Annotated in this window: 20 protein-coding genes; 8 read left to right on the top strand and 12 right to left on the bottom strand. The window is 54.8% G+C overall.

All coding sequences use genetic code 11. The features are described 5' to 3' along the window. Positions 1-53: 53 nt before the first annotated feature. The 3 genes from AUQ41_RS11900 to fdxA form a co-directional block, all read right to left on the bottom strand. The gene (locus tag AUQ41_RS11900) at positions 54-857 is read right to left on the bottom strand and encodes a hypothetical protein (RefSeq protein WP_063088609.1); all 804 of its coding nucleotides are present in this window, start codon (positions 855-857) and stop codon (positions 54-56) included. 92 nt (positions 858-949) lie between these two features. Next, the gene (locus AUQ41_RS11895) at positions 950-1,450 is read right to left on the bottom strand and encodes a CarD family transcriptional regulator (RefSeq protein ID WP_008889261.1); all 501 of its coding nucleotides are present in this window, start codon (positions 1,448-1,450) and stop codon (positions 950-952) included. A gap of 309 nt (positions 1,451-1,759) precedes the next feature. Then, complete coding sequence (fdxA, locus tag AUQ41_RS11890; RefSeq protein WP_007090191.1) at positions 1,760-2,095, bottom strand: ferredoxin FdxA; 336 nt, start codon at positions 2,093-2,095, stop codon at positions 1,760-1,762. Between the two features lie 375 nt (positions 2,096-2,470). Here fdxA and AUQ41_RS11885 point away from each other — a divergent pair, with 375 nt between their 5' ends. The 5 genes from AUQ41_RS11885 (at position 2,471) to AUQ41_RS11865 (ending at position 8,011) form a co-directional block, all read left to right on the top strand. After that, the gene (locus AUQ41_RS11885) at positions 2,471-4,897 is read left to right on the top strand and encodes a bifunctional diguanylate cyclase/phosphodiesterase (RefSeq protein WP_232308379.1); all 2,427 of its coding nucleotides are present in this window, start codon (positions 2,471-2,473) and stop codon (positions 4,895-4,897) included. A gap of 63 nt (positions 4,898-4,960) precedes the next feature. After that, the gene (locus AUQ41_RS11880) at positions 4,961-5,335 is read left to right on the top strand and encodes a response regulator transcription factor (RefSeq protein WP_064780019.1); all 375 of its coding nucleotides are present in this window, start codon (positions 4,961-4,963) and stop codon (positions 5,333-5,335) included. After that, a complete protein-coding gene (locus tag AUQ41_RS11875) occupies positions 5,332-5,955 on the top strand; it encodes a chemotaxis protein CheC (RefSeq protein WP_063088606.1) in 624 nt (207 codons plus the stop codon). The genes AUQ41_RS11880 and AUQ41_RS11875 overlap by 4 nt, the downstream gene beginning before the upstream one ends. Positions 5,956-5,969: 14 nt before the next feature. Continuing rightward, entirely contained in the window at positions 5,970-7,589 is a 1,620-nt protein-coding gene (locus AUQ41_RS11870; protein WP_063088605.1) for an ATP-binding protein, read from the top strand. Between the two features lie 38 nt (positions 7,590-7,627). Then, positions 7,628-8,011: a MerR family DNA-binding transcriptional regulator gene (locus AUQ41_RS11865; protein WP_063088604.1), complete on the top strand. Its 384-nt coding sequence runs from the start codon at positions 7,628-7,630 to the stop codon at positions 8,009-8,011. 21 nt (positions 8,012-8,032) lie between these two features. Here AUQ41_RS11865 and AUQ41_RS11860 read toward each other — a convergent pair whose 3' ends face one another. Beyond that, positions 8,033-8,437 carry a YbaN family protein gene (locus AUQ41_RS11860; RefSeq protein ID WP_063088603.1) on the bottom strand — a complete coding sequence of 135 codons (405 nt, stop codon included), beginning with the start codon at positions 8,435-8,437 and terminating at the stop codon, positions 8,033-8,035. 147 nt (positions 8,438-8,584) lie between these two features. Here AUQ41_RS11860 and arfB point away from each other — a divergent pair, with 147 nt between their 5' ends. Together arfB and AUQ41_RS11850 are read left to right on the top strand one after the other, a co-directional pair. Then, positions 8,585-9,001, top strand: coding sequence for an alternative ribosome rescue aminoacyl-tRNA hydrolase ArfB (gene arfB, locus AUQ41_RS11855; protein ID WP_063088602.1), 417 nt, complete (start codon positions 8,585-8,587; stop codon positions 8,999-9,001). A gap of 28 nt (positions 9,002-9,029) precedes the next feature. Further along, positions 9,030-9,812: an acyl-[acyl-carrier-protein] thioesterase gene (locus AUQ41_RS11850; RefSeq protein WP_063088601.1), complete on the top strand. Its 783-nt coding sequence runs from the start codon at positions 9,030-9,032 to the stop codon at positions 9,810-9,812. Between the two features lie 23 nt (positions 9,813-9,835). Here the strand turns inward: AUQ41_RS11850 and AUQ41_RS11845 are convergent, their stop codons facing one another. From AUQ41_RS11845 to AUQ41_RS11810, 8 genes are all read right to left on the bottom strand, one after another. Further along, positions 9,836-10,459, bottom strand: a complete 624-nt coding sequence (locus tag AUQ41_RS11845; RefSeq protein WP_063088600.1) for a ribonuclease HII — start codon at positions 10,457-10,459, stop codon at positions 9,836-9,838. Between the two features lie 129 nt (positions 10,460-10,588). Further along, entirely contained in the window at positions 10,589-10,993 is a 405-nt protein-coding gene (locus AUQ41_RS11840) for a Na+/H+ antiporter subunit G (RefSeq protein WP_063088599.1), read from the bottom strand. A gap of 12 nt (positions 10,994-11,005) precedes the next feature. Further along, the gene (locus AUQ41_RS11835; RefSeq protein ID WP_063088598.1) at positions 11,006-11,275 is read right to left on the bottom strand and encodes a K+/H+ antiporter subunit F; all 270 of its coding nucleotides are present in this window, start codon (positions 11,273-11,275) and stop codon (positions 11,006-11,008) included. Continuing rightward, positions 11,272-11,763, bottom strand: coding sequence for a Na+/H+ antiporter subunit E (locus AUQ41_RS11830; RefSeq protein WP_063088597.1), 492 nt, complete (start codon positions 11,761-11,763; stop codon positions 11,272-11,274). Before AUQ41_RS11830 ends, AUQ41_RS11835 begins: the two co-directional genes overlap by 4 nt. Positions 11,764-11,781: 18 nt before the next feature. Then, on the bottom strand, positions 11,782-13,314 hold the full coding sequence (locus AUQ41_RS11825) for a monovalent cation/H+ antiporter subunit D (protein WP_063088596.1): 1,533 nt from the start codon (positions 13,312-13,314) through the stop codon (positions 11,782-11,784). Continuing rightward, a complete protein-coding gene (locus AUQ41_RS11820) occupies positions 13,314-13,670 on the bottom strand; it encodes a Na+/H+ antiporter subunit C (RefSeq protein WP_063088595.1) in 357 nt (118 codons plus the stop codon). The genes AUQ41_RS11825 and AUQ41_RS11820 overlap by 1 nt, the downstream gene beginning before the upstream one ends. Position 13,671: 1 nt before the next feature. Continuing rightward, complete coding sequence (locus AUQ41_RS11815) at positions 13,672-16,545, bottom strand: monovalent cation/H+ antiporter subunit A (protein WP_063088594.1); 2,874 nt, start codon at positions 16,543-16,545, stop codon at positions 13,672-13,674. Between the two features lie 182 nt (positions 16,546-16,727). After that, positions 16,728-17,933 (bottom strand): MFS transporter, encoded by a 1,206-nt coding sequence (locus AUQ41_RS11810; protein WP_083952727.1) that lies wholly within the window; start codon positions 17,931-17,933, stop codon positions 16,728-16,730. Between the two features lie 133 nt (positions 17,934-18,066). On the opposite strand from AUQ41_RS11810, the gene AUQ41_RS11805 reads away from it, so the two are divergent. Continuing rightward, on the top strand, positions 18,067-19,314 hold the full coding sequence (locus tag AUQ41_RS11805; protein ID WP_063088593.1) for a permease: 1,248 nt from the start codon (positions 18,067-18,069) through the stop codon (positions 19,312-19,314). The last annotated feature ends 64 nt before the right edge of the window (positions 19,315-19,378 follow it).

Raw genomic sequence — 19,378 nt, 5'->3', positions numbered from 1 at the left:
TGCTGCCTTTTTCTTTTTCGATTGCTCACTGCCCCGAGGGGATAACGGAAAGTCTAGCTGCTTGTAATCTGCTCGATGACGGCACCTTGGCCATCAAGGGCGACTGCAATCAAATGACCACCGCGGCCTGCACCACCATCCAGAGACAGGGTAAATTCACGTTCCTGCAAGCCTGTCTGGCCTTGGGATGCACCGCGCACAATACGGGCACAGTCGTAATACCGTTCAGTGATGGCCTCAAACATTGATCCGCCCCACCAGAAGGTATCCGTCTGGCCTGTCAGTGGCCGTGAGCCATCCAGACCGGTATGAACAAAGATCAGGCGCCCATCTGTCGAATAGGCCGCGTGCTTGAGATCAGACATCAATGCGTTATGACCACTATGACGACGCACGGCATCCGCAAAGCCCGACGTCCATTGCGAGATCGCATGTGCGCCCTGATGCATGGTTCTTTGGACATGGACCGGGTCAAAGCCATAGGCACGCACTGGTCCGGCGATGCCACGGGTCAGCATCCAGTCAAAAACTTCGCCCGGGTTGGGGGCAAACTGGATCTGCTGCAACTTGGACAGCATTTCTTCGGCTGCACCGCGCAGGAAGGCGATATCACTGATATCAACACCATCCTTGGCAATGAAGAAACGGCGAAACAGCAACAGCTCGTTAATGGTTGCAACGACATTTTCGGCCGTGCCATCGCCCCAGTAATTGCCAAGATAGACAAGCCTGTCGCCCGGCTTCATATGTTGCGAAAGTTTCTGGTGAACGGCACATAATGCGCCATGGTCACCATTGATTGCGCCGACGACCCAGATTCGCTCAGCCGGCTTGATCGGCGCCAGAACTGTACTCATCGCTGTAACCTGCCCAAAACAAAAATAAAACCGGCCCAAGCGTATATCGCGGGCCGGTTTTTATAAATAGTTGTCTGAAGGGGCCTTCGCAATCAGGCAGCCTTCTGCAAAAGTTTTTCGAGTTTGCCAGATGCCTTGTCCTTGTCGATTTTTTCAATCGCGGCAAGTTCATCAACGAGGCGCTCGAAAGCAGCTTCGTAGATCTGACGTTCGGAGAAGGACTGTTCCGGCTGGGTCGCGCTGCGGTGAAGGTCGCGCACGACTTCAGCGATCGAAACCGGGTCACCCGAATTGATCTTTGCTTCATATTCCTGGGCGCGGCGGGACCACATGGTGCGTTTCACACGCGCGCGGCCCTTAAGGGTAATCAGCGCGGAATCCATCTGCTTTTTCGAGGACAGCTTGCGCAGACCGGAGTTGCCAACTTTGTTCACCGGCACGCGCAGGGTCATGCGGCTAGATTCAAAGGTAATTACATAAAGGCGCAATTCCTGCCCCGCAATTTCCTGGGTTTCCAGGCCATCAACACAGCCAACACCATGTGCGGGGTAAACAACGTAATCGCCAACAGCAAACGGCAACTTATCCGACATCAAGCATCCTTCCGGCCCAATCAGGCCTGGTCATTCAACTGCAACACTACAGAACCAGCGACGCAAAGAGCTGCACGCGACCAAGCTTTTTGGCAAAGTCGCGGTTCAGACAGGAAATTCAAATACGGAAATCCGACATTTCGGAACGAGCCTGTCGAGCCCTTAGCGCGAATTGTGAACCATAACACAACACGCCATCAGTTTACAGGAATTTTCCCGGCAAGTCGTTCAATGCAGCCATGCGCAAAACCCACTGGCGCAAACCAGTGGGTCAAAAATCGCATGAAATATCGGGGGTTAGCCCAAAAATCAGTCACCCGTTCCCGGGGCTTCGGACAGCAATTCGGTCTTGCCGGATTTGCCGTTCCATTCATCCGCATCGGCAGGCGCATCGCCCTTGCGGGTAATATTTGGCCAAACCTCTGCAAACTTACGGTTGATTTCCAACCAGTTATCCAGATTCGGTTCGGTATCGGGAATAATCGCTTCAGCGGGGCATTCCGGTTCGCAAACACCACAATCGATGCATTCATCAGGGTGAATCACCAGAAAGTTTTCACCTTCATAGAAGCAATCGACGGGGCAAACCTCGACGCAGTCCTGATACTTACACTTGATGCAGTTTTCCGTCACCACATAGGTCATGGTGTAACTCCGTACAGGTTGCGGGGCCAGATTGCGGCTGCACCCGCTTTCGGCCATGTTCTCTCTCGGGAATTGGGTTATCACGCACAGCTGTTGTGTGCAACTCCAATAAAACCCTAATTTTTTACGTAGTATTTTCTTCACGACGCACTGACAGGCTGCGTGGCGACTGCTTCGAGTTCGCCCTCAACGCTGCAGTGCAGCGCAGAACATACAGATTTCTCGCGGCTTTTCCAGTTCCTAAATCCCGCGGAGAATTGCTTTTACCCCCGCAAAGCCATAGTCTGCTTCGCAAGGGGTATAACAGAAGAAACTGTGGGGATCGGATTGCCGGAAAAAGGCCTTGATCAACAACGGCTTAGATGGCGCGATCGCTTGTCTGTCAAACAGGCAAGGATTGCGGTCGGCCTTACTTTGCTGATCGGCCTGTTATTCAGTGGCATTCAGATTGTCTGGGATCTTCGTGAAGAACAGAACCTGATTGACCGCACCGTAAACCAGGTTCTGGCGACGCTGCGCGAGTCTGCGACCCAGGCCGCATATGGTCTGGATGAAACACTCGCAGCCCGTGTTATTTCCGGCCTGTTTGAATATGAGCCTGTCTACGAGGCCGAGCTTCGCGACAACTTCAAAAATGTTCTGGCACGCAAGACCGAAAAGCCAATCAATTCCAACCGCACATTCCTGACCCAGATCATGTTTGGGGAAAATCAGGAATACGAAATCCCGCTGAATACAGACGGACCAAACGGTCTGGTCGGCCATCTTAGTGTCAAGATCGACACCGACATGATCGCAGAGGGGTTCATCAACCGTGCATCGCGCATTCTGTTATCGGGGATTGTGCGCAACCTGCTGCTCGGTCTGGTTCTGGTTGCTTTTTTCTATATCACACTGACCAAACCGCTTCTGGGCATTGCCGCACAATTACGCCAAATCGATCCGGAAAAGCCCGACTCTGCTGCCATCAACATTCCGCCGCACCATGCCCGCAATGAACTTGGCATGATCCTGCAGACAACACGTGGTCTGGTCGAACGGGTTTCATCAACACTCGACAGATTGCTTGAAAGCCAGCAAAAGGTCCGCGACCGTGAAAGCCGTCTGAGCGCCATCGTTCAAAATGTCGCGGACGGCATTCTGACCATCACGCCGACGGGCCGCATTGTCGAATGCAATGCAGCAACCAAAGAGATCCTCGGCCTGATGCGTGATGAGACACCGAAGGGCCGTACATTACATGAATTCCTGCTGCCGCGTGCTGTGCCGCTTCTCGAACACAGTCTGGAAGAACTCGCCGCACACGCCCCCGGCGCAGAGGCCGTCGAAAAACGCTTTACCCTGCCGATTGTGCGCGCCGATCAGAAGGAAATCGATGTTTCCATTGCATTGCGCCTGATCCCCGATAGCGCAACACCATTGATGACGGCTGTTCTGAACGACATCACCGTGCGAAAACGGTACGAAGAACAACTGGTCTATATGGCCAATCATGACACGCTGACCAACCTGCCCAACCGCAGCATGCTTGAACGCAGCCTGTCAGAAGCCTTGAACACCCATAAAAACAATGCTTCCGAGCACAGCGGTGCCACCGCAATCCTGTTCATTGACCTTGATCGTTTCAAGGTTATCAATGACAGCCTTGGTCATGATGTCGGTGACCTGATGCTCAAGGCCGTCGCACTCAGGTTGCAACGCGTGATCGGGCGACAGGAAATTGTCGGCCGATTGGGCGGCGACGAATTCCTGATCATTATTCCTGACCTTAAGGAAACGCAGGATGCCGTCATCCTGTCGCAGGCTGTGCTTGATGCCTTGGCACCGGCCTTTGACATCAAGGGACGCGTTCTGTTTGTCACACCGTCCATCGGGATTGCCCTTTATCCATCTGATGGGGAGGATTTCCCTGCCCTGATGCGCAATGCCGACACGGCTATGTATAGTGCGAAATCCAGTGGTGGCGGCACCTATCACTTCTTTACCAAGACCATGAACGAAAGTGCCATGGCGCGCCTTGTGATCGAAAATGATCTGCGCGAAGCTTTGGTAAAGGACGAGTTTGAACTGCATTACCAGCCGAAGGTCGATCTGCGGACAAACCAGGTTTGCGGCCTGGAAGCCCTGATTCGCTGGAAACAGCCGGGCCGAGGCTATATTTCGCCAATGCAGTTTATTCCGGTTGCCGAGGAAACCGGCCTGATCAGCAGAATTGGCGAATGGGTTTTCCGCGAAGTCTGTCGCCAGATTTCCGAGTGGGAGGCCCAGTCGCTTCCACCGATGCCGATTGCGGTCAATCTGTCACCAAGACAGTTGATCGAGGGCCACATCACCGAGACGATTTCACGCATCCTTGCCGAGACGGCAACACCAGCCGCCCGTATTGTGCTTGAAGTCACCGAAACGGCGATGATGCAGGAAATCAAGAAGGCGGCTACCATCCTTGATGAGCTGCGCCATCTTGGTTTAAAGATCGCAGTTGATGATTTTGGCACCGGATATTCGTCACTCGCCTATCTCAAACGGTTGCCGATCAATTCCATCAAGATCGACCGTTCGTTCGTTCGGGATGTCACGATCGACACAGACGACGCCGCGATCACGCGCACCATTATTGCGATGGGACATAACCTTGGCCTCAAGGTTGTCGCCGAAGGGGTCGAGACCCAGGAACAAATGAATTTCTTGCGGGAATGCAATTGTGATGAAGTCCAGGGCTTCCTGATCGCAACCCCGCTACCGCCCGAAGAAATTGTCCAATACATTCGACGGCCATCGATCGACATGTCGAGTGAAATCTAGCCCGCCAGACATGCCCAATTGATAGATGCTTCGCCACCACTGCCCCGCAAAATCGAGATGAAAATGCCAAACACCAAATCCGTATTGCTCGTTGATGACAGCAAGTTTGCCCGCCTTCTGGTCAAGGCGTTCATTTCCAGCAATTTTGCCAATTGGGAAATCGACGAGGCCGAGGATGGCGCCAAGGCGCTTGAGATGGTTGATGCCAAAACCTATGACTACATGCTGGTTGACTTCAACATGCCGGGCATGGATGGGCTTGAACTGGGCGAAAAGCTGCGCAGCCGGTTCCCCGGGGCTGTAATTGCGCTTCTGACTGCCAATATCCAACAGGAGATCCAGAACAAGGCCGAGAACCTTGGCCTTGATTTCATCGCAAAGCCCCCGACTGAGGACAAAATTCGCGACTACATCATGTCGCGGGAAGCAACCCGATGATCGAACTGACCGAACTTGAACATGATACAATCAGTGAACTGATCAATATTGGTGTCGGGCGTGCTGCGTCGTCGCTTTCTGAAATGGTTGATCAGCCGGTTGAATTGACCGTGCCTGCCATCTCGTTTGTCGAACGGTTTTCCGACAGCGAGCTGGCCAACGCCCCGACCGAAGTTGTTTCTGCCGTCAGTCAAAGTTTTCATGGCCCGTTTACCGGTGAAGCCATGCTGGTATTCCCGGAAGTTCGCAGTCTGGAACTTGTCCGAAGCTTGCTTAAAGTCGACGTGCCGCTTGATACGCTGACCGATCTTGAACAGGAAGCCCTGATGGAGGTCGGCAACATTATCCTCAATGCCTGCCTTGGCAGTATTTCGAACGTTCTGGGTGAACCGATCAATTGCTCCATGCCGACGTTTCGCAAACGCGAAACGCGTGCATTGCTTGACGACGACACCGCAGGGGGCAGCACCGCAACGAATCCCGTTTTGATGATTTTGCATGTACAATTCATGCTGCGTCAGAACGATATCGATGGCTATGTGCTGTTTGTGATGGACTTGGAGTCCATCCAGATGTTGCGTGAACTGGTGCGGCGTTTTCTGGCCAACTCCCTTGGATAACCGGTGAGAGGTGAATGACAAAGTCGCAATCCGCTAAGGGGGATCACCCCCCGTCATTTGATCTGAACCGTGACAGCGATGCTGCTGATCTTTTTGCAGCACTGCTTGATACGGCAGATACAGGGCTGATTGCGCTTGCCCCGGACGGCACGATTTGCCACTGGAACCAGTGGATGCAAAGCCGGTCGGGCAAGGATGCGGATCAGGTGATGGGCAAGGCGTTGCACGATGTGTTCCCCGACACGAAACTGGGCCGTGTCAGCCTTGCGATTGAAGATTGCCTGAAATTCGGCATGCCGGCTGTCATTTCGCCCTCGCTCAATCAGGGTGCCTTGCCGCTTCGTCCCCTACCGCAATTTGCCGCCAGTTTTGATCGTATGGAACAATCCATTCGTGTTCACCCCATCCAGACCAAGCGGAATGGCACGCTTTGTTCATTGATCATTCGCGACGTCACACTCGCTGTTCAGCGCGACCGTCTTTTACGCCAGCAGGCCGCCGAGCTGGCTGACCTTGTAACGCAAACCAAACGCAGCGAAGACCGCACACGTGCGATTTTGCAAAACACCATCGATGCCATTCTTGTCGCCTCTGATGACGGCAGCATCGAACCGCTTAATTCCCGCGCGCAGGAGCTTTGCGGTCCGACGGGTGATCCGGAACTGCGCAACATCATCCGGTTTTTGCTGCCCGACAGCGAACATACCCCACTGACGCCGCCGCCGCCGAACCGGCTTTTGACCGATCTTGGCACCGGCGTGATCGAAGTGCTGGCATCCACGCTCAGTGGTCGCAATGTGCCGCTTGAAGTCGCGATCAGCCATTTTTCCGCCGATCAGCGTTATCACTACATCATTACGCTGCGTGATATTTCCCAGCGCAAACGCCACGAAAAAGAAATCCAGCGCACGATGCAGGAACTTGAACGTTCGAACGCGGAACTCGAACAGTTCGCCTATGCCGCCTCGCATGACTTGCAGGAACCGCTGCGCATGGTTTCAAGCTACACGCAGTTGCTTGCCCGGCGGTATGAGGGGCAACTCGACGAAACTGCTGACGAATTCATTCATTACGCGGTTGATGGCACGCAACGCATGCAGCGGATGATTGATGACCTCCTGACCCTGTCGCGGGTTGGGCGCCACGGCAAACCGTTCAATCCCGTCCCGCTCGACAATCTGTTTGATGCCATTGTCACCAATTTCAGGCGTGCCGGTTCCACCCCCGAAGGCAACATTATCCGCGAAGGCCACCTGCCGACCGTCATGGGGGATGCAAGCCAGTTGCTGTTGTTGTTCCAGAACCTGGTGTCAAACGGGCTTAAATACAGCGATCCGAAAAATGGTCAGGTCAGGATTTTTGCCTCGGAAACACCCGATAGCTATCGGATCTTTGTCGCCGATAACGGGATCGGCATCGACGCGCAATATCACGAAACCATCTTTGAAATCTTCAAGCGCCTACATGGCTATGGGGACTATGCGGGGACGGGAATTGGTCTTGCGATCTGTAAAAAGATCGTCGACCGCCATGGCGGCGGTATTGATGTCACCAGCAAGCCCGGCCAGGGCAGCACCTTTTGTGTCGAGCTGCCAAAAGAATTGTCGATTGTCGCCGCATCCGAAAGCATGTAGCTTTCAGTTTACGTAAGCGTAAAGATGATTGAGCCCCCATGAGCGACAGCTACACCATCACCGATCTTGCCCGCGAATTCGAAGTCACCACCCGAACCATCCGCTTTTACGAGGATCAGGAACTGATTTCGCCCGAACGGCAAGGTCAGACCAGAATCTACCGCCAGCGTGACCGTGTGCGCCTGCGGCTGATCATGCGTGGCAAGCGGCTTGGATTTTCACTAAAGGAAATTCGCGATTTGCTGGATCTTTATGACGGTGATCGCAGCGAGATCACCCAGCTGACCACACTGGTCGACAAGGTCAATGAACGCCGCGCGACACTTCGCAAGCAGCGTGAAGACATTGACGCAACGCTTGATGAACTCGACAAGCTTGAAGAAACTTGTCAGGAAGAACTGTCGCGCAAGAAGGCAGGCTAAGAGCCCTGCCCTTTGCCAGCGTTATTGACTGCTACCTGTTGGGTTCTGCACCTTGGCCAACCGGGCTTCCGAAGGGCGGGACAGAATAAAACAGCTAACAGGAATGGCGACCAGAAGCTGAATAAACGCCACCCAGCGGTTCTCGATCAGCACCAATGACGCCGTAATCACCACCAGAAACGCCACCATCGCAAGGGTTTTGGCACGGCGATTGATCACGCCATACTCGTTCCATTGACGGATCGACAAACCAAAACGCGGATGATTGCATATCCAGTCATGCAGGCGTGGTGATCCCTTGGCAAACAGCCAAGCTGCCAGCAGCATGAAGGGCGTCGTTGGCAAAAGCGGCAGGAAAATACCGATCACACCAAGACCAACAGAAAGCCACCCAAGGGCCAGATAGATATGCGAGACGCGCAGCATTGATTTCCTGTTTACAGTCGATCCGACCCCTGACAGGTTAGACGGGTGTAATGTAGGCATAGAAATCAGCAAATTCAATCAATCGCCGACCATAACACTCAGTTAATTGATCACCTTGAAACAGTTCGACAATCTGCACGGTTTCCCATGCTTGAAATTGAAAACGGCCTCTATCTGGATGAACGCCATCTGAGTTTTCAGTTTGTCCGTGCCTCCGGCCCGGGCGGGCAGAACGTCAACAAGGTTTCCAGTGCTGTTCAGATGCGTGTGCGCATTGATGACCTGACCGAATTGCCAATGCATGTGCGCAATCGCCTGCGCGAACTTGCCGGCAGCAAATTGACCAATGACGGCGAAATCATTTTTGACGCTCAGCGCCACCGTACCCAGGAACGCAACAAGCAGGATGCGATCGACCGTTTTCTGGCACTTTTACGCAAGGCCGCCGAACGCAAAAAATACCGGGTCAAAACCCGACCCAGTCTTTCTGCCAAACGCAAACGCGTCGATTCCAAAAAGAAGCGCGGTGATACCAAAAAGATGCGGCAAAAACCGTCCTATTGATCGCGCGATACCCATACAAAGGCCTGCCATGACCATCGACTGGAACAGGATTTCAACCGCGTCTCTTCCGGCCAATTGCGGGTGGAAGGGAAGCTATCGCGTTCGTTATTCCGAGATCGGTGACAATGGCAAGGTCATGATGTCTGCATTGGCCGACTATATGCAGGATGCCGCCGGTTGGGGCGCGCGTATCCTGAAACTGGCCTATGACGATACGGTCGATCAGGGCATTGCATGGGTTCTGGCGCGCATGGTCATTCATATGCGCGACTATCCGGGAAATGGCGAGGATATCCTGATTGAAACATGGCCGTCGGGGGTATCACGCCGGGTCGCCACCCGTGACTTTCGCCTGACCAATAGCAAGGGCGAAATCATCGGTGTCGCGCAAAGTTTCTGGGTGATGTTTGACCTTTGCACCCGCCGTGCGGCCCAATGGCCCGATTGGGTGGCCGAACGCCTGCCCGATCCGCCCGGCCCCAAATTGATCGAGCCCCCTTTGCGACCGGCCTTTACCACCGATCCTTTGCCGACCATGGATAACATCAAGGCACGGCCGTCCGATCTTGATCTGTATGGACACGTCAACAATGTGCGGCTGATGCAATGGGTCATGGGGGTTGCGGGGCCGGATGGTCGACCGGATTTTCACCCGGTAAGCCTGGATATTCAGTTCCGCAGCGAATGCCGCGTGCAGGAACGTGTTGCCATTCGTCATGCGGATGGCTTTGCCGCCATCACCCGCGAAGAAGATGGCACCGATCTGGTACGTGCCCATATCGTGCCGTTTAACCAGACCGCCGTGGCCTAGCCCCGAATGCCGTGGAAGCGGACCTATCGGCCATCCATCATCGCCTCAAACAAATCGGCAATCGGCTTGAAGCTCTTGCGGTGATGGGCGGTTGGGCCCACCTCACCCAGTCCCGCCATATGCTTTTTGACCCCGTACCCGGCATTACCTTCCCAGCCAAAGAACGGGTATCGCGTGGCAAGGCGTGCCATGGCGCGGTCACGCACCACCTTGGCAACGATTGATGCCGCAGCAATGGAAAGCGACTTGCTATCGCCTTTCACCACCGTCTCCACCGCACAGGGTAACCCGGGGTCGCGATTGCCATCAACCAATGCCTGATCAGGCAAAGCCCCAAGGCGACTGACAGCACGGCGCATGGCGACATAGGTCGCCTGCAGGATATTGATCTGGTCAATCTCGCGCACGGATGCCGCGCCAATGCCGACTTCAGCACAGTTCATGATGACGCCGTAAAGGTGGTCACGTTTCTTGACCGAGAGTTTCTTAGAATCATTAAGCTCGGACAGCAGCTCCACCGGAAGACGTTCATCGCGCGGCAGGATAACCGCCGCCGCCACGACCGGGCCAGCCAACGGCCCCCGACCGACCTCGTCGATCCCGGCAATACGCCCCTGATACTGATCTTCGATGGAAAAATCCGGCATGGTGATCTCTGTCCCGTCCCTCTCTGTCATTCGTCTTAGCAACTGGGATGCACGCAGGCAACACACCCTAAAAACAAAACGGCACCGGTTTCCCGGTGCCGCTTGAATTCATCAAAGGTCCTGACCCTTTCAGGTTTCCTTTTCCTGATATTCCTCGCTGGGGTCATAGCCTTCGGGTCCGATCGGATCAAAGGTTGCCCAACCTTCATCCTGTTTGCTGGGCGGCAGTTCCTTGTTCGGATCAACATTCAGCAACATATACGCCTTGGCGATCAGATTTGCGGTGATCGGCGCTGTCAGGAAGATGAACAGCGTGATCAGCAATTCGTGAATGGTGAATTTACCGCGTTCAATCCAGAAGAACAGCATGGACGCGATCAAAACACCGCCAAGCCCGACAGTACTGGCCTTGGTCGGTGCATGCAGGCGCGGCAGAAGATCGCGCAACTTGATCATCCCGAACGACCCAACCAGCAAGAACAGCCCGCCGATCACGATCAGAAGCGAAATGATGAGTTCAACAACAAACGGCATCGTTACGCTCCCTTATTCGATGATGTCGCCGCGCAAGACGAACTTGCAATAGGCCACGGTTGAAACAAACCCGAACATCGCAAACAACAATGCCCCTTCGAAATACATCGCGGTTGCCTTGCCAATCCCGTACAGCACCAGAAGGGCAATGGCATTGATCGCCATGGTATCAACCGCCAAAACCCGGTCTGCCGTGGTCGGTCCGACGGTCAAACGATACAGGTTCATCAGAAGTGCCAGCGCAACGCAGATAAAGCCGAAATTCAGTGCATAATCGATCATTCGAAAATCTCCTTCAGACGGCGTTCGTAGCGGTTCTTGATATCGTCCACCACGCTCTGCGGATCGGGTGCATGCAGGCAATGCACAAGCAGGCTTTTGGCATCCGCGCTCAGATCAATCGTCACCGTACCCGGCGTCATGGTGATCGTCCCGGCAAGGGTTGTGATCGCTTCGGGCGAGGTAAGATCAAGCGGAACAACGACCGATTTTGAGTCCAGACTTTCGGTTTTGCGAAACAGGATCAAACCAGCGACAATCACGTTGGCCACGATAATGTCCCACATCACGATCAGTCCATATTCGCAAATCGCATAAGCGTTGCGTACCCTCGGACGATCGGGCCAAAAGTTGGCGGTGATCAACGGAATGATGATCGCCAGAATTAGGCCAAAGATCACGGCACCTGCCGAAATTTCGTTGACCAGAAAGACCCAGACAATCAGCAGTGCGAGGGTCAAAAGCGGATGGGGCAGATAACGTTTCATCATCTTTTCTATCCTCTCCCCTTATTGACCGACCAGTGACAGGGCGTTTTCACCCAGCACCGCTTCGATATAATGTGATGTGTCAAAGAGCTGCACAGACACGCCCTGCAGATAATCACCAATTGGTCCGGCAAAGATCGTCAGCGCAACCAAGGCCGACAGCATGCCGCAGCTTGCGATGATAGGCAGAACCGGCCATTTGGCACCTTCAACCGTGATTTCACCTTCGACCGACGCACTCTTCCAGAACAGGACACTGCCCGCGCGGCCAAATCCGACGATGCACATAAGGGACGTCACCAGAATGATCGACCAGATCCAGATCATCGCATCGCTGTCGCGCGCAGCGTCAAGGATCTGCAACTTCCCGATAAAGCCACTGAGTGGCGGCATCCCGGCCATACCGATCGCCCCGACAAAGAACAGAACAGCAAGGAAGCCGGACTGATGGAAGCGCGGTGCGGTATGCAGACTGTCGCCAAATTGCCCGCGACGTGACACCACAAGATCGGCAATCAGGAACAGGGCAGCCGCCGAGAACGTCGAATGCAGCAGATAATAAAGACCTGCCGAAATGGCGTCCGGCGTGAACAGACCGATGGCAATCAGAAGCGTCCCCATAGATCCGATCACCGAAAAGGCGATCAGGCTATTAAGACGTTTTGCCGCCAGGACCCCGGTCATGCCCAGCACCAGTGTAATCAGGGCCGCAGGCAGGATGTAGGGCTGTGCCAGCCACGCCATGTCACCCGCCGTATCGCCGAAGGCCAGTGAATAGACACGCAGGACCGAATAGGCCCCGACCTTGGTCATAATGGCAAACAGTGCGGCGACCGGTGCCGGTGCATTGGCATAGGTGGCTGGCAACCAGAAATGAACCGGAACCAGGGCTGCCTTGACACAGAACACCAGAAGCAACACCAGCGCGCCTGCACGCAGAATGGCCGCATCACCGGACGCCACATTGGTGACCTGAATGGCAAGGTCCGCCATGTTCAGTGTTCCGGTGACCGAATAGATCATGCCAACCCCAAGCAGGAACAAGGCCGAACCTGTCAGGTTGATGACGACATATTGCATGCCGGCTTTCAGGCGATCCGCCCCCGCACCATGCAACATCAGACCATAGGACGCGATCAGCAGGACTTCGAAGAACACGAACAGGTTGAACACGTCACCGGTCAGGAACGCACCATTGACGCCCATCAGCTGGAACTGGAACAGGGCGTGGAAATGCTTGCCGCGCTGGTCCCATTCGCTTGAGGCAAACAGAACAACACCAAGCCCGAGAAGCGACGTCAGCAACACCATCATCGCCGACAAGCGATCAAGCACCAGAACAATGCCAAACGGTGCGGGCCAATCGCCCAAGGCGTACATTTCTGGATCATGAGCGTTGGCAAAAATCACCAACGCCAGAGAAACGGCGACAAGTGCGACCGTTGCCGTGATGGAAAATACCCGCTGCAGGATAATGTCGTGGCGAACAGCCAGTACAATCAGCGCAGCCATCACCGCAGGCAGCAGTATGGGAACAACAATCCAGTCACCCATCAGTTTTTATCTCCTGCTTCGGAGGACGCGCCAACCGGGCGACCGTCAACATGGTCATTGCCAATTTCAAGGAAAGCCCGGATCGACAACACAACAATAAACGCCGTCATACCAAACGAAATCACGATTGCCGTCAGAACCAGCGCCTGGGGCAACGGATCGGTATATTCCGTGACACCCTCACGCAGGATGGGGGGCATGTTAATCGTCAAACGTCCCATGGCGAACAGGAAGACGTTCACCGCATAGGACAGCAGGGCCAGACCAACAACAACCGGGAAGGTGCGCCCGCGCAGCAACAAATACGTGCCGCACGTGGTCATAAGCCCAATACTGCTTGCTACAAGAAATTCCATATCAGGCCTCCTTGCCCGGTGTTGCCACCGGTGCTGCTGATGCCGACGGATCGTGGTCCATCGGTTCGGCATTTATGTCGACATGTTCGGCCATACGTTCGACCTGCGAGAGTTTGGCAAGGGCCAGCATCACCGCCCCGACCACGGTCAGGAAGACACCCAGGTCAAAGCCCATGGCGGATGCGACTTCAAACTTGCCAACGACTGGCAGGCTGACATAGGCAAAACCACTGGTCAGGAACGGCAGACCCGCAACCCAGGCCGATACCCCGGTAATCGCCGCGGCAATGACACCAAGACCGATCATGCCATGGTAATTGACCTTCATGCGGTTCTGGGCCCAGCCAAAGCCAGAGGCCATATACTGCATGATCAACGCGACCGAAACGACCAGACCGGCGATAAAGCCACCGCCCGGTTCGTTATGACCGCGCAGGAAGATGTAAACACCCACCATCAAAGACAGCGGCAACATCACACGCGTGGCGATAACCATCATCATCGGATGACGGTTTGGCGAACGCCTGCGTTCCACGACCCAGCTGGCAAGGCGTTTTGCCGCCTCCCCCTGGGTCACGGTTTCGATCAATGCAAAGATCGACAGGGCTGCAATCCCCAGAACGATGATCTCGCCAAAGGTATCAAAACCACGGAAGTCAACGAGGATGACGTTGACAACGTTGGTCCCGCCACCTTCGATCTTCGAATTCGCCAGATGATAGGACGAGATCGAATTTGGCAGATCGCGGGTCATGATCGCCCAGATCGCCCCGCCAACACCAAGACCCGCCGCAATCGACACAATGCCATCGCGCATCTTGCGTCCGGGCAGGCTTTCCTTGGGGGTTTCCTTTGGCAGGATGTTAAGGGCAAGCAACATCAGAATGACGGTGACCACTTCGACTGAAATCTGTGTCAGCGCAAGATCAGGCGCCGACAGATAGATAAAGCCAAGCGATACGATCAGACCGATGACCCCGACCAGAAGCAGCGTCAGCAAACGATTGTAATGCATGAAGACCGCAGCCACACAGGTCACGACCAGCAACAGCCAGCCAATGACCGCAGGCGGTGAAACTTCAATAAGCTCCCGCGAGCCCGACTGGAAGTCCGGCTGCGCATAAAAGCCGGACAGGCCGATACCAATCGCACCAATGACCATAACTGCAAGATAACGCTGCAGCGATCCGTTATGCAGATTGTCCGAAACCAGTCGGCTGAGCGCGACGGTCTTGGCCATGCCGCAATCAAACATTGTCTTGGCATCGGGCCGCGACAGGTTGGCGGTTGCCGACATCAGGCCCCCATGGCGCATCAGCAAAAGCGATCCACCGATAATCGCAAGCACACTCATACCAAGCGCCGGTGTAAGACCATGCCAAAGTGACAGGTAATAGTCCGGCAATTCACCACCGGTAACCGCCCCTGCGGTCGCAGCCACCAATGGCCCTGCGATGGTGGCCGGGAACAGACCGATCACAACCACCAGAACCGTCAGCAGCGCGGGCGGTGCCCACATGCCAAAGGGCGGGTCATGGGGATGGTGCGGCAGGTTTTCATCCCGCGGCTTGCCCAGCCAGACATGGAAGATAAACCGGAACGAATAGGCCACCGAGAACAAGGCGCCAATCGTCGCCAATAGCGGCACCACCCAACTCTGGTCAAGCCACATGGTGTGCCATGCTTCTTCGAGCATCATTTCCTTGGAGATGAAACCATTGAACGGAATGATACCCGCCATCGAGGCTGCCGTGATAATGCCGATGGTACCGGCAATCGGCATGACATTCAGCAAACCACCAAAGCGACGAATGTCACGGGTCCCGGTTTCATGATCAATGATCCCGGCTGTCATGAACAGGGCCGCCTTGAACGTCGCATGGTTGATGATGTGAAACACCCCGGCAACGGCCGCCATCGGCGTTCCGAAACCAAGCAACATGGTGACAAGTCCAAGATGACTAACCGTCGAATAGGCCAGAAGGCCTTTAAGGTCATGCTTGAAGATCGCAATCCATGCGCCCAGCACCATGGTCACAAGACCGGCGGTCGCTACGATGTAGAACCATTCCGGCGTACCTGAAAGAACCGGCCACATGCGGGCCATCAGGAAGATGCCCGCCTTCACCATTGTCGCCGAGTGCAGATAGGCCGAAACCGGTGTCGGTGCCGCCATCGCATGCGGCAGCCAGAAATGGAACGGGAACTGTGCCGATTTGGTAAAGCAGCCCAGCAGGATCAGGATCAAGGCCGGCAGATACATCGGCGATGCCTGGATCAGATCGGCGTTCTGCAAGATAACGGTCAGATCATAGGACCCGACAATATCGCCAAGGATCAGCATCCCGGCAATCATCGCCAAACCACCCGCACCTGTCACGGCAAGCGCCATGCGCGCGCCCTGACGCCCCGCCGGAAGATGCTTCCAATAGCCGATCAACAGGAAGGATGACAGCGACGTCAGTTCCCAGAAAATCAGCAACAGCAGGATATTGTCAGACAGAACGATGCCGACCATGGCCCCTTGGAACAGCAGCAGGAACACATAGAACCTGCCCATCGGGTCATCCTTGGAAAGATAGAACCGCGCATAGATGATAATCAGAAGACCGATACCCAGAATCAGGGTGGCAAACAGCAAGCCCAGTCCGTCCAGGAAGAAGGTCACATTCAGACCCAGTTCCGGCAGCCAACTGTAACTGACCTGAAAGACTTCGCCGCCAATGACCGCAGGAGCCTTTGCTATCAGCAAGATCAGGGCAAGCAGCGTGACGGAACCGGTCGCTGTGGCACATGCGTTGCGCCCGGCCCGGATCATGATAGCGGGTAAGACCGCCCCAATGAAGGGAAGCAAAACAATGAGGGTGAGACTCATGAAAGACCCTTATTTTTGGATAGTCGCCGCATCGCCCCGAACGCGAGACAGCAAGAAAATTCCGGCAGAAAGTAGTATTTGTTCAGATAATGGTCAAGAAAACCCAAACAACGCAGTTTTTTACCCTGCGGCTGTCAAGTGAAGACGATCACCCCTGATCTCTATCTTGAGCAGTAAAAATATTATTTCCTGCCACCTGCAAGTTGAATCGCTTCTGGCATCATGCGCAATCGGACCATTGCAACGGTGCCCAAAACCGGGCCAGCCGCCAACATGGCAAATGCCCCCCACCAGCCGGTATGATCGGCAATGACTGGCACAAGATGGATGGAAACAAGCGCAATCAGGAACCCGATGGCATTTTGCAGGGTCAATGCTGTACCAACCTGATGCGGATCGGCCAGTTCAATGACGCAGGATGAAAATTGTGCTGAATCCGCGACGACTGAAACACCCCAAACAACACAGACAACAATAAGGAGGATGACAGGCGCATCGGCCAAGCCACCTGCAATCAGGGCACAGGCACCACTGACCACCATGGCGGCAATAGTCACGGTCGTGCGTCCGATCCGGTCGGCATAATACCCCCCGGCCAAAGACCCAAACGCACCGACACCGACAATGGCAAAGGTTGAAAGGGCCGACCAGACACCGGGGTTTTCGACCAAGCGATCCGAAAACGCCCCATACAAAAACAGCCCGATCCAGCCCCACATGGCATAGAGTTCCCACATGTGCCCGAAATAGCCATAGCAGGCATGACGCAAAGGCCTGTTTGACCAGATTTTTCCAACCATTTTCGGATCAAAACGGGGCGAGCGCCCCGGCGTGCCGCCCAGATGCACAAACAGAACGGCAATCGCGGCGATATAGGCCGTTACACTGGCCGTGATGATCACATATCGCCAGTCAAGCGGGACCGCCACCGCGAACAGATGCGGCATCGCCGATCCCATGGTGAGTGCCCCCACCAGAAGTCCGACCAGAAAGCCGGTATCGCCGCGCGACCAGGTTGCCACCATCTTCATGCCGACGGGATAAATACCTGCCATGCAGACACCCGTGATCAGGCGCAGCACAATCACGATAATCCCGTCTACCGGGACAACCAAGATCAGGAGATTGGCGGTTGCCGCGATGATCGCCGAGATCGCCCAAAACCGCCGGGGTTCGATGCGATCGGCCAACCCAAGGACCGCACTGGTCACCGTCCCCAGCACAAAGCCGAGCAAAACCGCACTGGTAAACAGCGATGACTGCAATGCACCGATGCCAAACTCGCTGCGCAATTGCGGCAGCACGGCCGTTGCCGAAAACCACAAGGCCAGCGCCATCAACTGGCAAATCGTAATCATGGAAACGGCAAAACTCTTGCCCGTGCGCACGTTGCTCTCCCCAAAGCAATTTTTGGTGTTTCGGCCATCATACACAGATGTTGGCAATTGCCTATCTTGGAACAGTTCGTCCTTTCCGTCGTTTCCCAACTATCGCGAAACATGACATCGCAGGAAGGCCACCATGACTTTGCTTGATCAATATTCAAACGGTGTGATCACAGCAGTTGGATTTTTCTGGAACGCACTTTGGGCATTTGTTCTCGGCTACGCCATCAGTGCGGCCATTCAGGTATTCGTTCCCAAGAAACGCCTGACAGCGCATATGGGTACTGCCGATATCGGCAGTGTTTCGCTCGCGGCTCTGTTTGGCGCGATATCAAGTTCATGCTCGTTCGCGGCCCTTTCCGCCGCGCGGTCCCTGTTTCAGAAAGGCGCACATTTCATTGCCACTGTCGCCTTTATGTTCGCATCGACCAACTTGGTCATTGAACTTGGCGTTCTGATCTTTCTGTTTCTGGGCTGGCAGTTTCTGGCCGCAGAAGTCATAGGCGGCATCCTGATGATTGCGATTTCGGCTGTTCTGATCCGCCTGACATATCCCGAGGAGATGATTGAAGCCGCCAAGCAACATGCCGACGCGGAAGCCGGCAGCGAAGAAGATGATTTCGACTGGAAAAAACGCTTTAAGTCCAAAGAAGGCTGGCAGCAGGTCGGCAACCGCTTTGTCATGGAATGGCAGATGGTCTGGCGTGAAATCCTGATCGGTTTCACGATTGCCGGCTTTATTGCCGTCTTTGTTCCGGCCGAGTTCTGGCAAACTGTGTTCCTTGCCGGGGATAGCCATGGAAATGCATCGGATTTGCCGTTTTTGACGGTTCTGGAGAATGCCCTGATCGCACCATTTGTTGCTGCTGCGACCTTTATCGGCTCCATGGGGAACATTCCACTGGCCACAGTGCTGAGTGCCGGGGGTGTCAGCTTTGCCGGGATTATGGGCTTTATCTATTCCGACCTGATGGTTCCGCCACTGGTCAAGGTCAATGCCCGTTATTACGGCTGGAAGACTGCGCTTTATATCGCTGGCATCATGTATGCCAGTATCGTCGCCACCGCCCTTGTCCTGCATTACGCCTTTGTCGCACTTGGTGCCCTGCCCGAAAGCAGCCGCGACATCGCCGAGGTCAGTGCATTTGGCGTCAATTACACGCTGTTGCTGAACATTGCCGCCTTTGGTCTGACTGGCGTCCTGCTGTGGCTGCGTCGCGAAGGCCAAAAGTCAGCACATCATGGCGAACATCATGATCATGGCGGGCACGATCACCATCATCATGGTGACCAGTCTGTGCTTTCGCTCAAGAACGTGATTGTTGGTGCTGCGCTTACGCTGCTTGCCGGCGGGCTGGTACTGCAGGCATCACGTTTGATGTAAGGACAAAAAAGTGCCGCTGGCAAAGCCAAGCGGCACAAGTTTCCCGAGCGGGAATGAAACCTTA

The sequence above is a fragment of the Thalassospira sp. MCCC 1A02898 genome (assembly GCF_001618185.1).
Taxonomy (GTDB): domain Bacteria; phylum Pseudomonadota; class Alphaproteobacteria; order Rhodospirillales; family Thalassospiraceae; genus Thalassospira; species Thalassospira tepidiphila.
The sequence above is the reverse complement of the archived record's forward strand: the minus strand, read 5'-3'. Positions and strand labels throughout refer to the sequence as shown.

Excerpts from the sequence above, each read along its gene's own strand:
- AUQ41_RS11900 (WP_063088609.1), bottom strand. The coding sequence starts at position 857 with ATGAGTACAGTTCTGGCGCCGATCAAGCCGGCTGAGCGAATCTGGGTC.
- AUQ41_RS11895 (WP_008889261.1), bottom strand. The coding sequence starts at position 1,450 with ATGTCGGATAAGTTGCCGTTTGCTGTTGGCGATTACGTTGTTTACCCC.
- fdxA (WP_007090191.1), bottom strand. The coding sequence starts at position 2,095 with ATGACCTATGTGGTGACGGAAAACTGCATCAAGTGTAAGTATCAGGAC.
- AUQ41_RS11880 (WP_064780019.1), top strand. The coding sequence starts at position 4,961 with ATGCCAAACACCAAATCCGTATTGCTCGTTGATGACAGCAAGTTTGCC.
- AUQ41_RS11875 (WP_063088606.1), top strand. The coding sequence starts at position 5,332 with ATGATCGAACTGACCGAACTTGAACATGATACAATCAGTGAACTGATC.
- AUQ41_RS11870 (WP_063088605.1), top strand. The coding sequence starts at position 5,970 with ATGACAAAGTCGCAATCCGCTAAGGGGGATCACCCCCCGTCATTTGAT.
- AUQ41_RS11865 (WP_063088604.1), top strand. The coding sequence starts at position 7,628 with ATGAGCGACAGCTACACCATCACCGATCTTGCCCGCGAATTCGAAGTC.
- AUQ41_RS11860 (WP_063088603.1), bottom strand. The coding sequence starts at position 8,437 with ATGCTGCGCGTCTCGCATATCTATCTGGCCCTTGGGTGGCTTTCTGTT.
- arfB (WP_063088602.1), top strand. The coding sequence starts at position 8,585 with ATGCTTGAAATTGAAAACGGCCTCTATCTGGATGAACGCCATCTGAGT.
- AUQ41_RS11850 (WP_063088601.1), top strand. The coding sequence starts at position 9,030 with ATGACCATCGACTGGAACAGGATTTCAACCGCGTCTCTTCCGGCCAAT.
- AUQ41_RS11845 (WP_063088600.1), bottom strand. The coding sequence starts at position 10,459 with ATGCCGGATTTTTCCATCGAAGATCAGTATCAGGGGCGTATTGCCGGG.
- AUQ41_RS11840 (WP_063088599.1), bottom strand. The coding sequence starts at position 10,993 with ATGCCGTTTGTTGTTGAACTCATCATTTCGCTTCTGATCGTGATCGGC.
- AUQ41_RS11835 (WP_063088598.1), bottom strand. The coding sequence starts at position 11,275 with ATGATCGATTATGCACTGAATTTCGGCTTTATCTGCGTTGCGCTGGCA.
- AUQ41_RS11830 (WP_063088597.1), bottom strand. The coding sequence starts at position 11,763 with ATGATGAAACGTTATCTGCCCCATCCGCTTTTGACCCTCGCACTGCTG.
- AUQ41_RS11825 (WP_063088596.1), bottom strand. The coding sequence starts at position 13,314 with ATGGGTGACTGGATTGTTGTTCCCATACTGCTGCCTGCGGTGATGGCT.
- AUQ41_RS11820 (WP_063088595.1), bottom strand. The coding sequence starts at position 13,670 with ATGGAATTTCTTGTAGCAAGCAGTATTGGGCTTATGACCACGTGCGGC.
- AUQ41_RS11815 (WP_063088594.1), bottom strand. The coding sequence starts at position 16,545 with ATGAGTCTCACCCTCATTGTTTTGCTTCCCTTCATTGGGGCGGTCTTA.
- AUQ41_RS11805 (WP_063088593.1), top strand. The coding sequence starts at position 18,067 with ATGACTTTGCTTGATCAATATTCAAACGGTGTGATCACAGCAGTTGGA.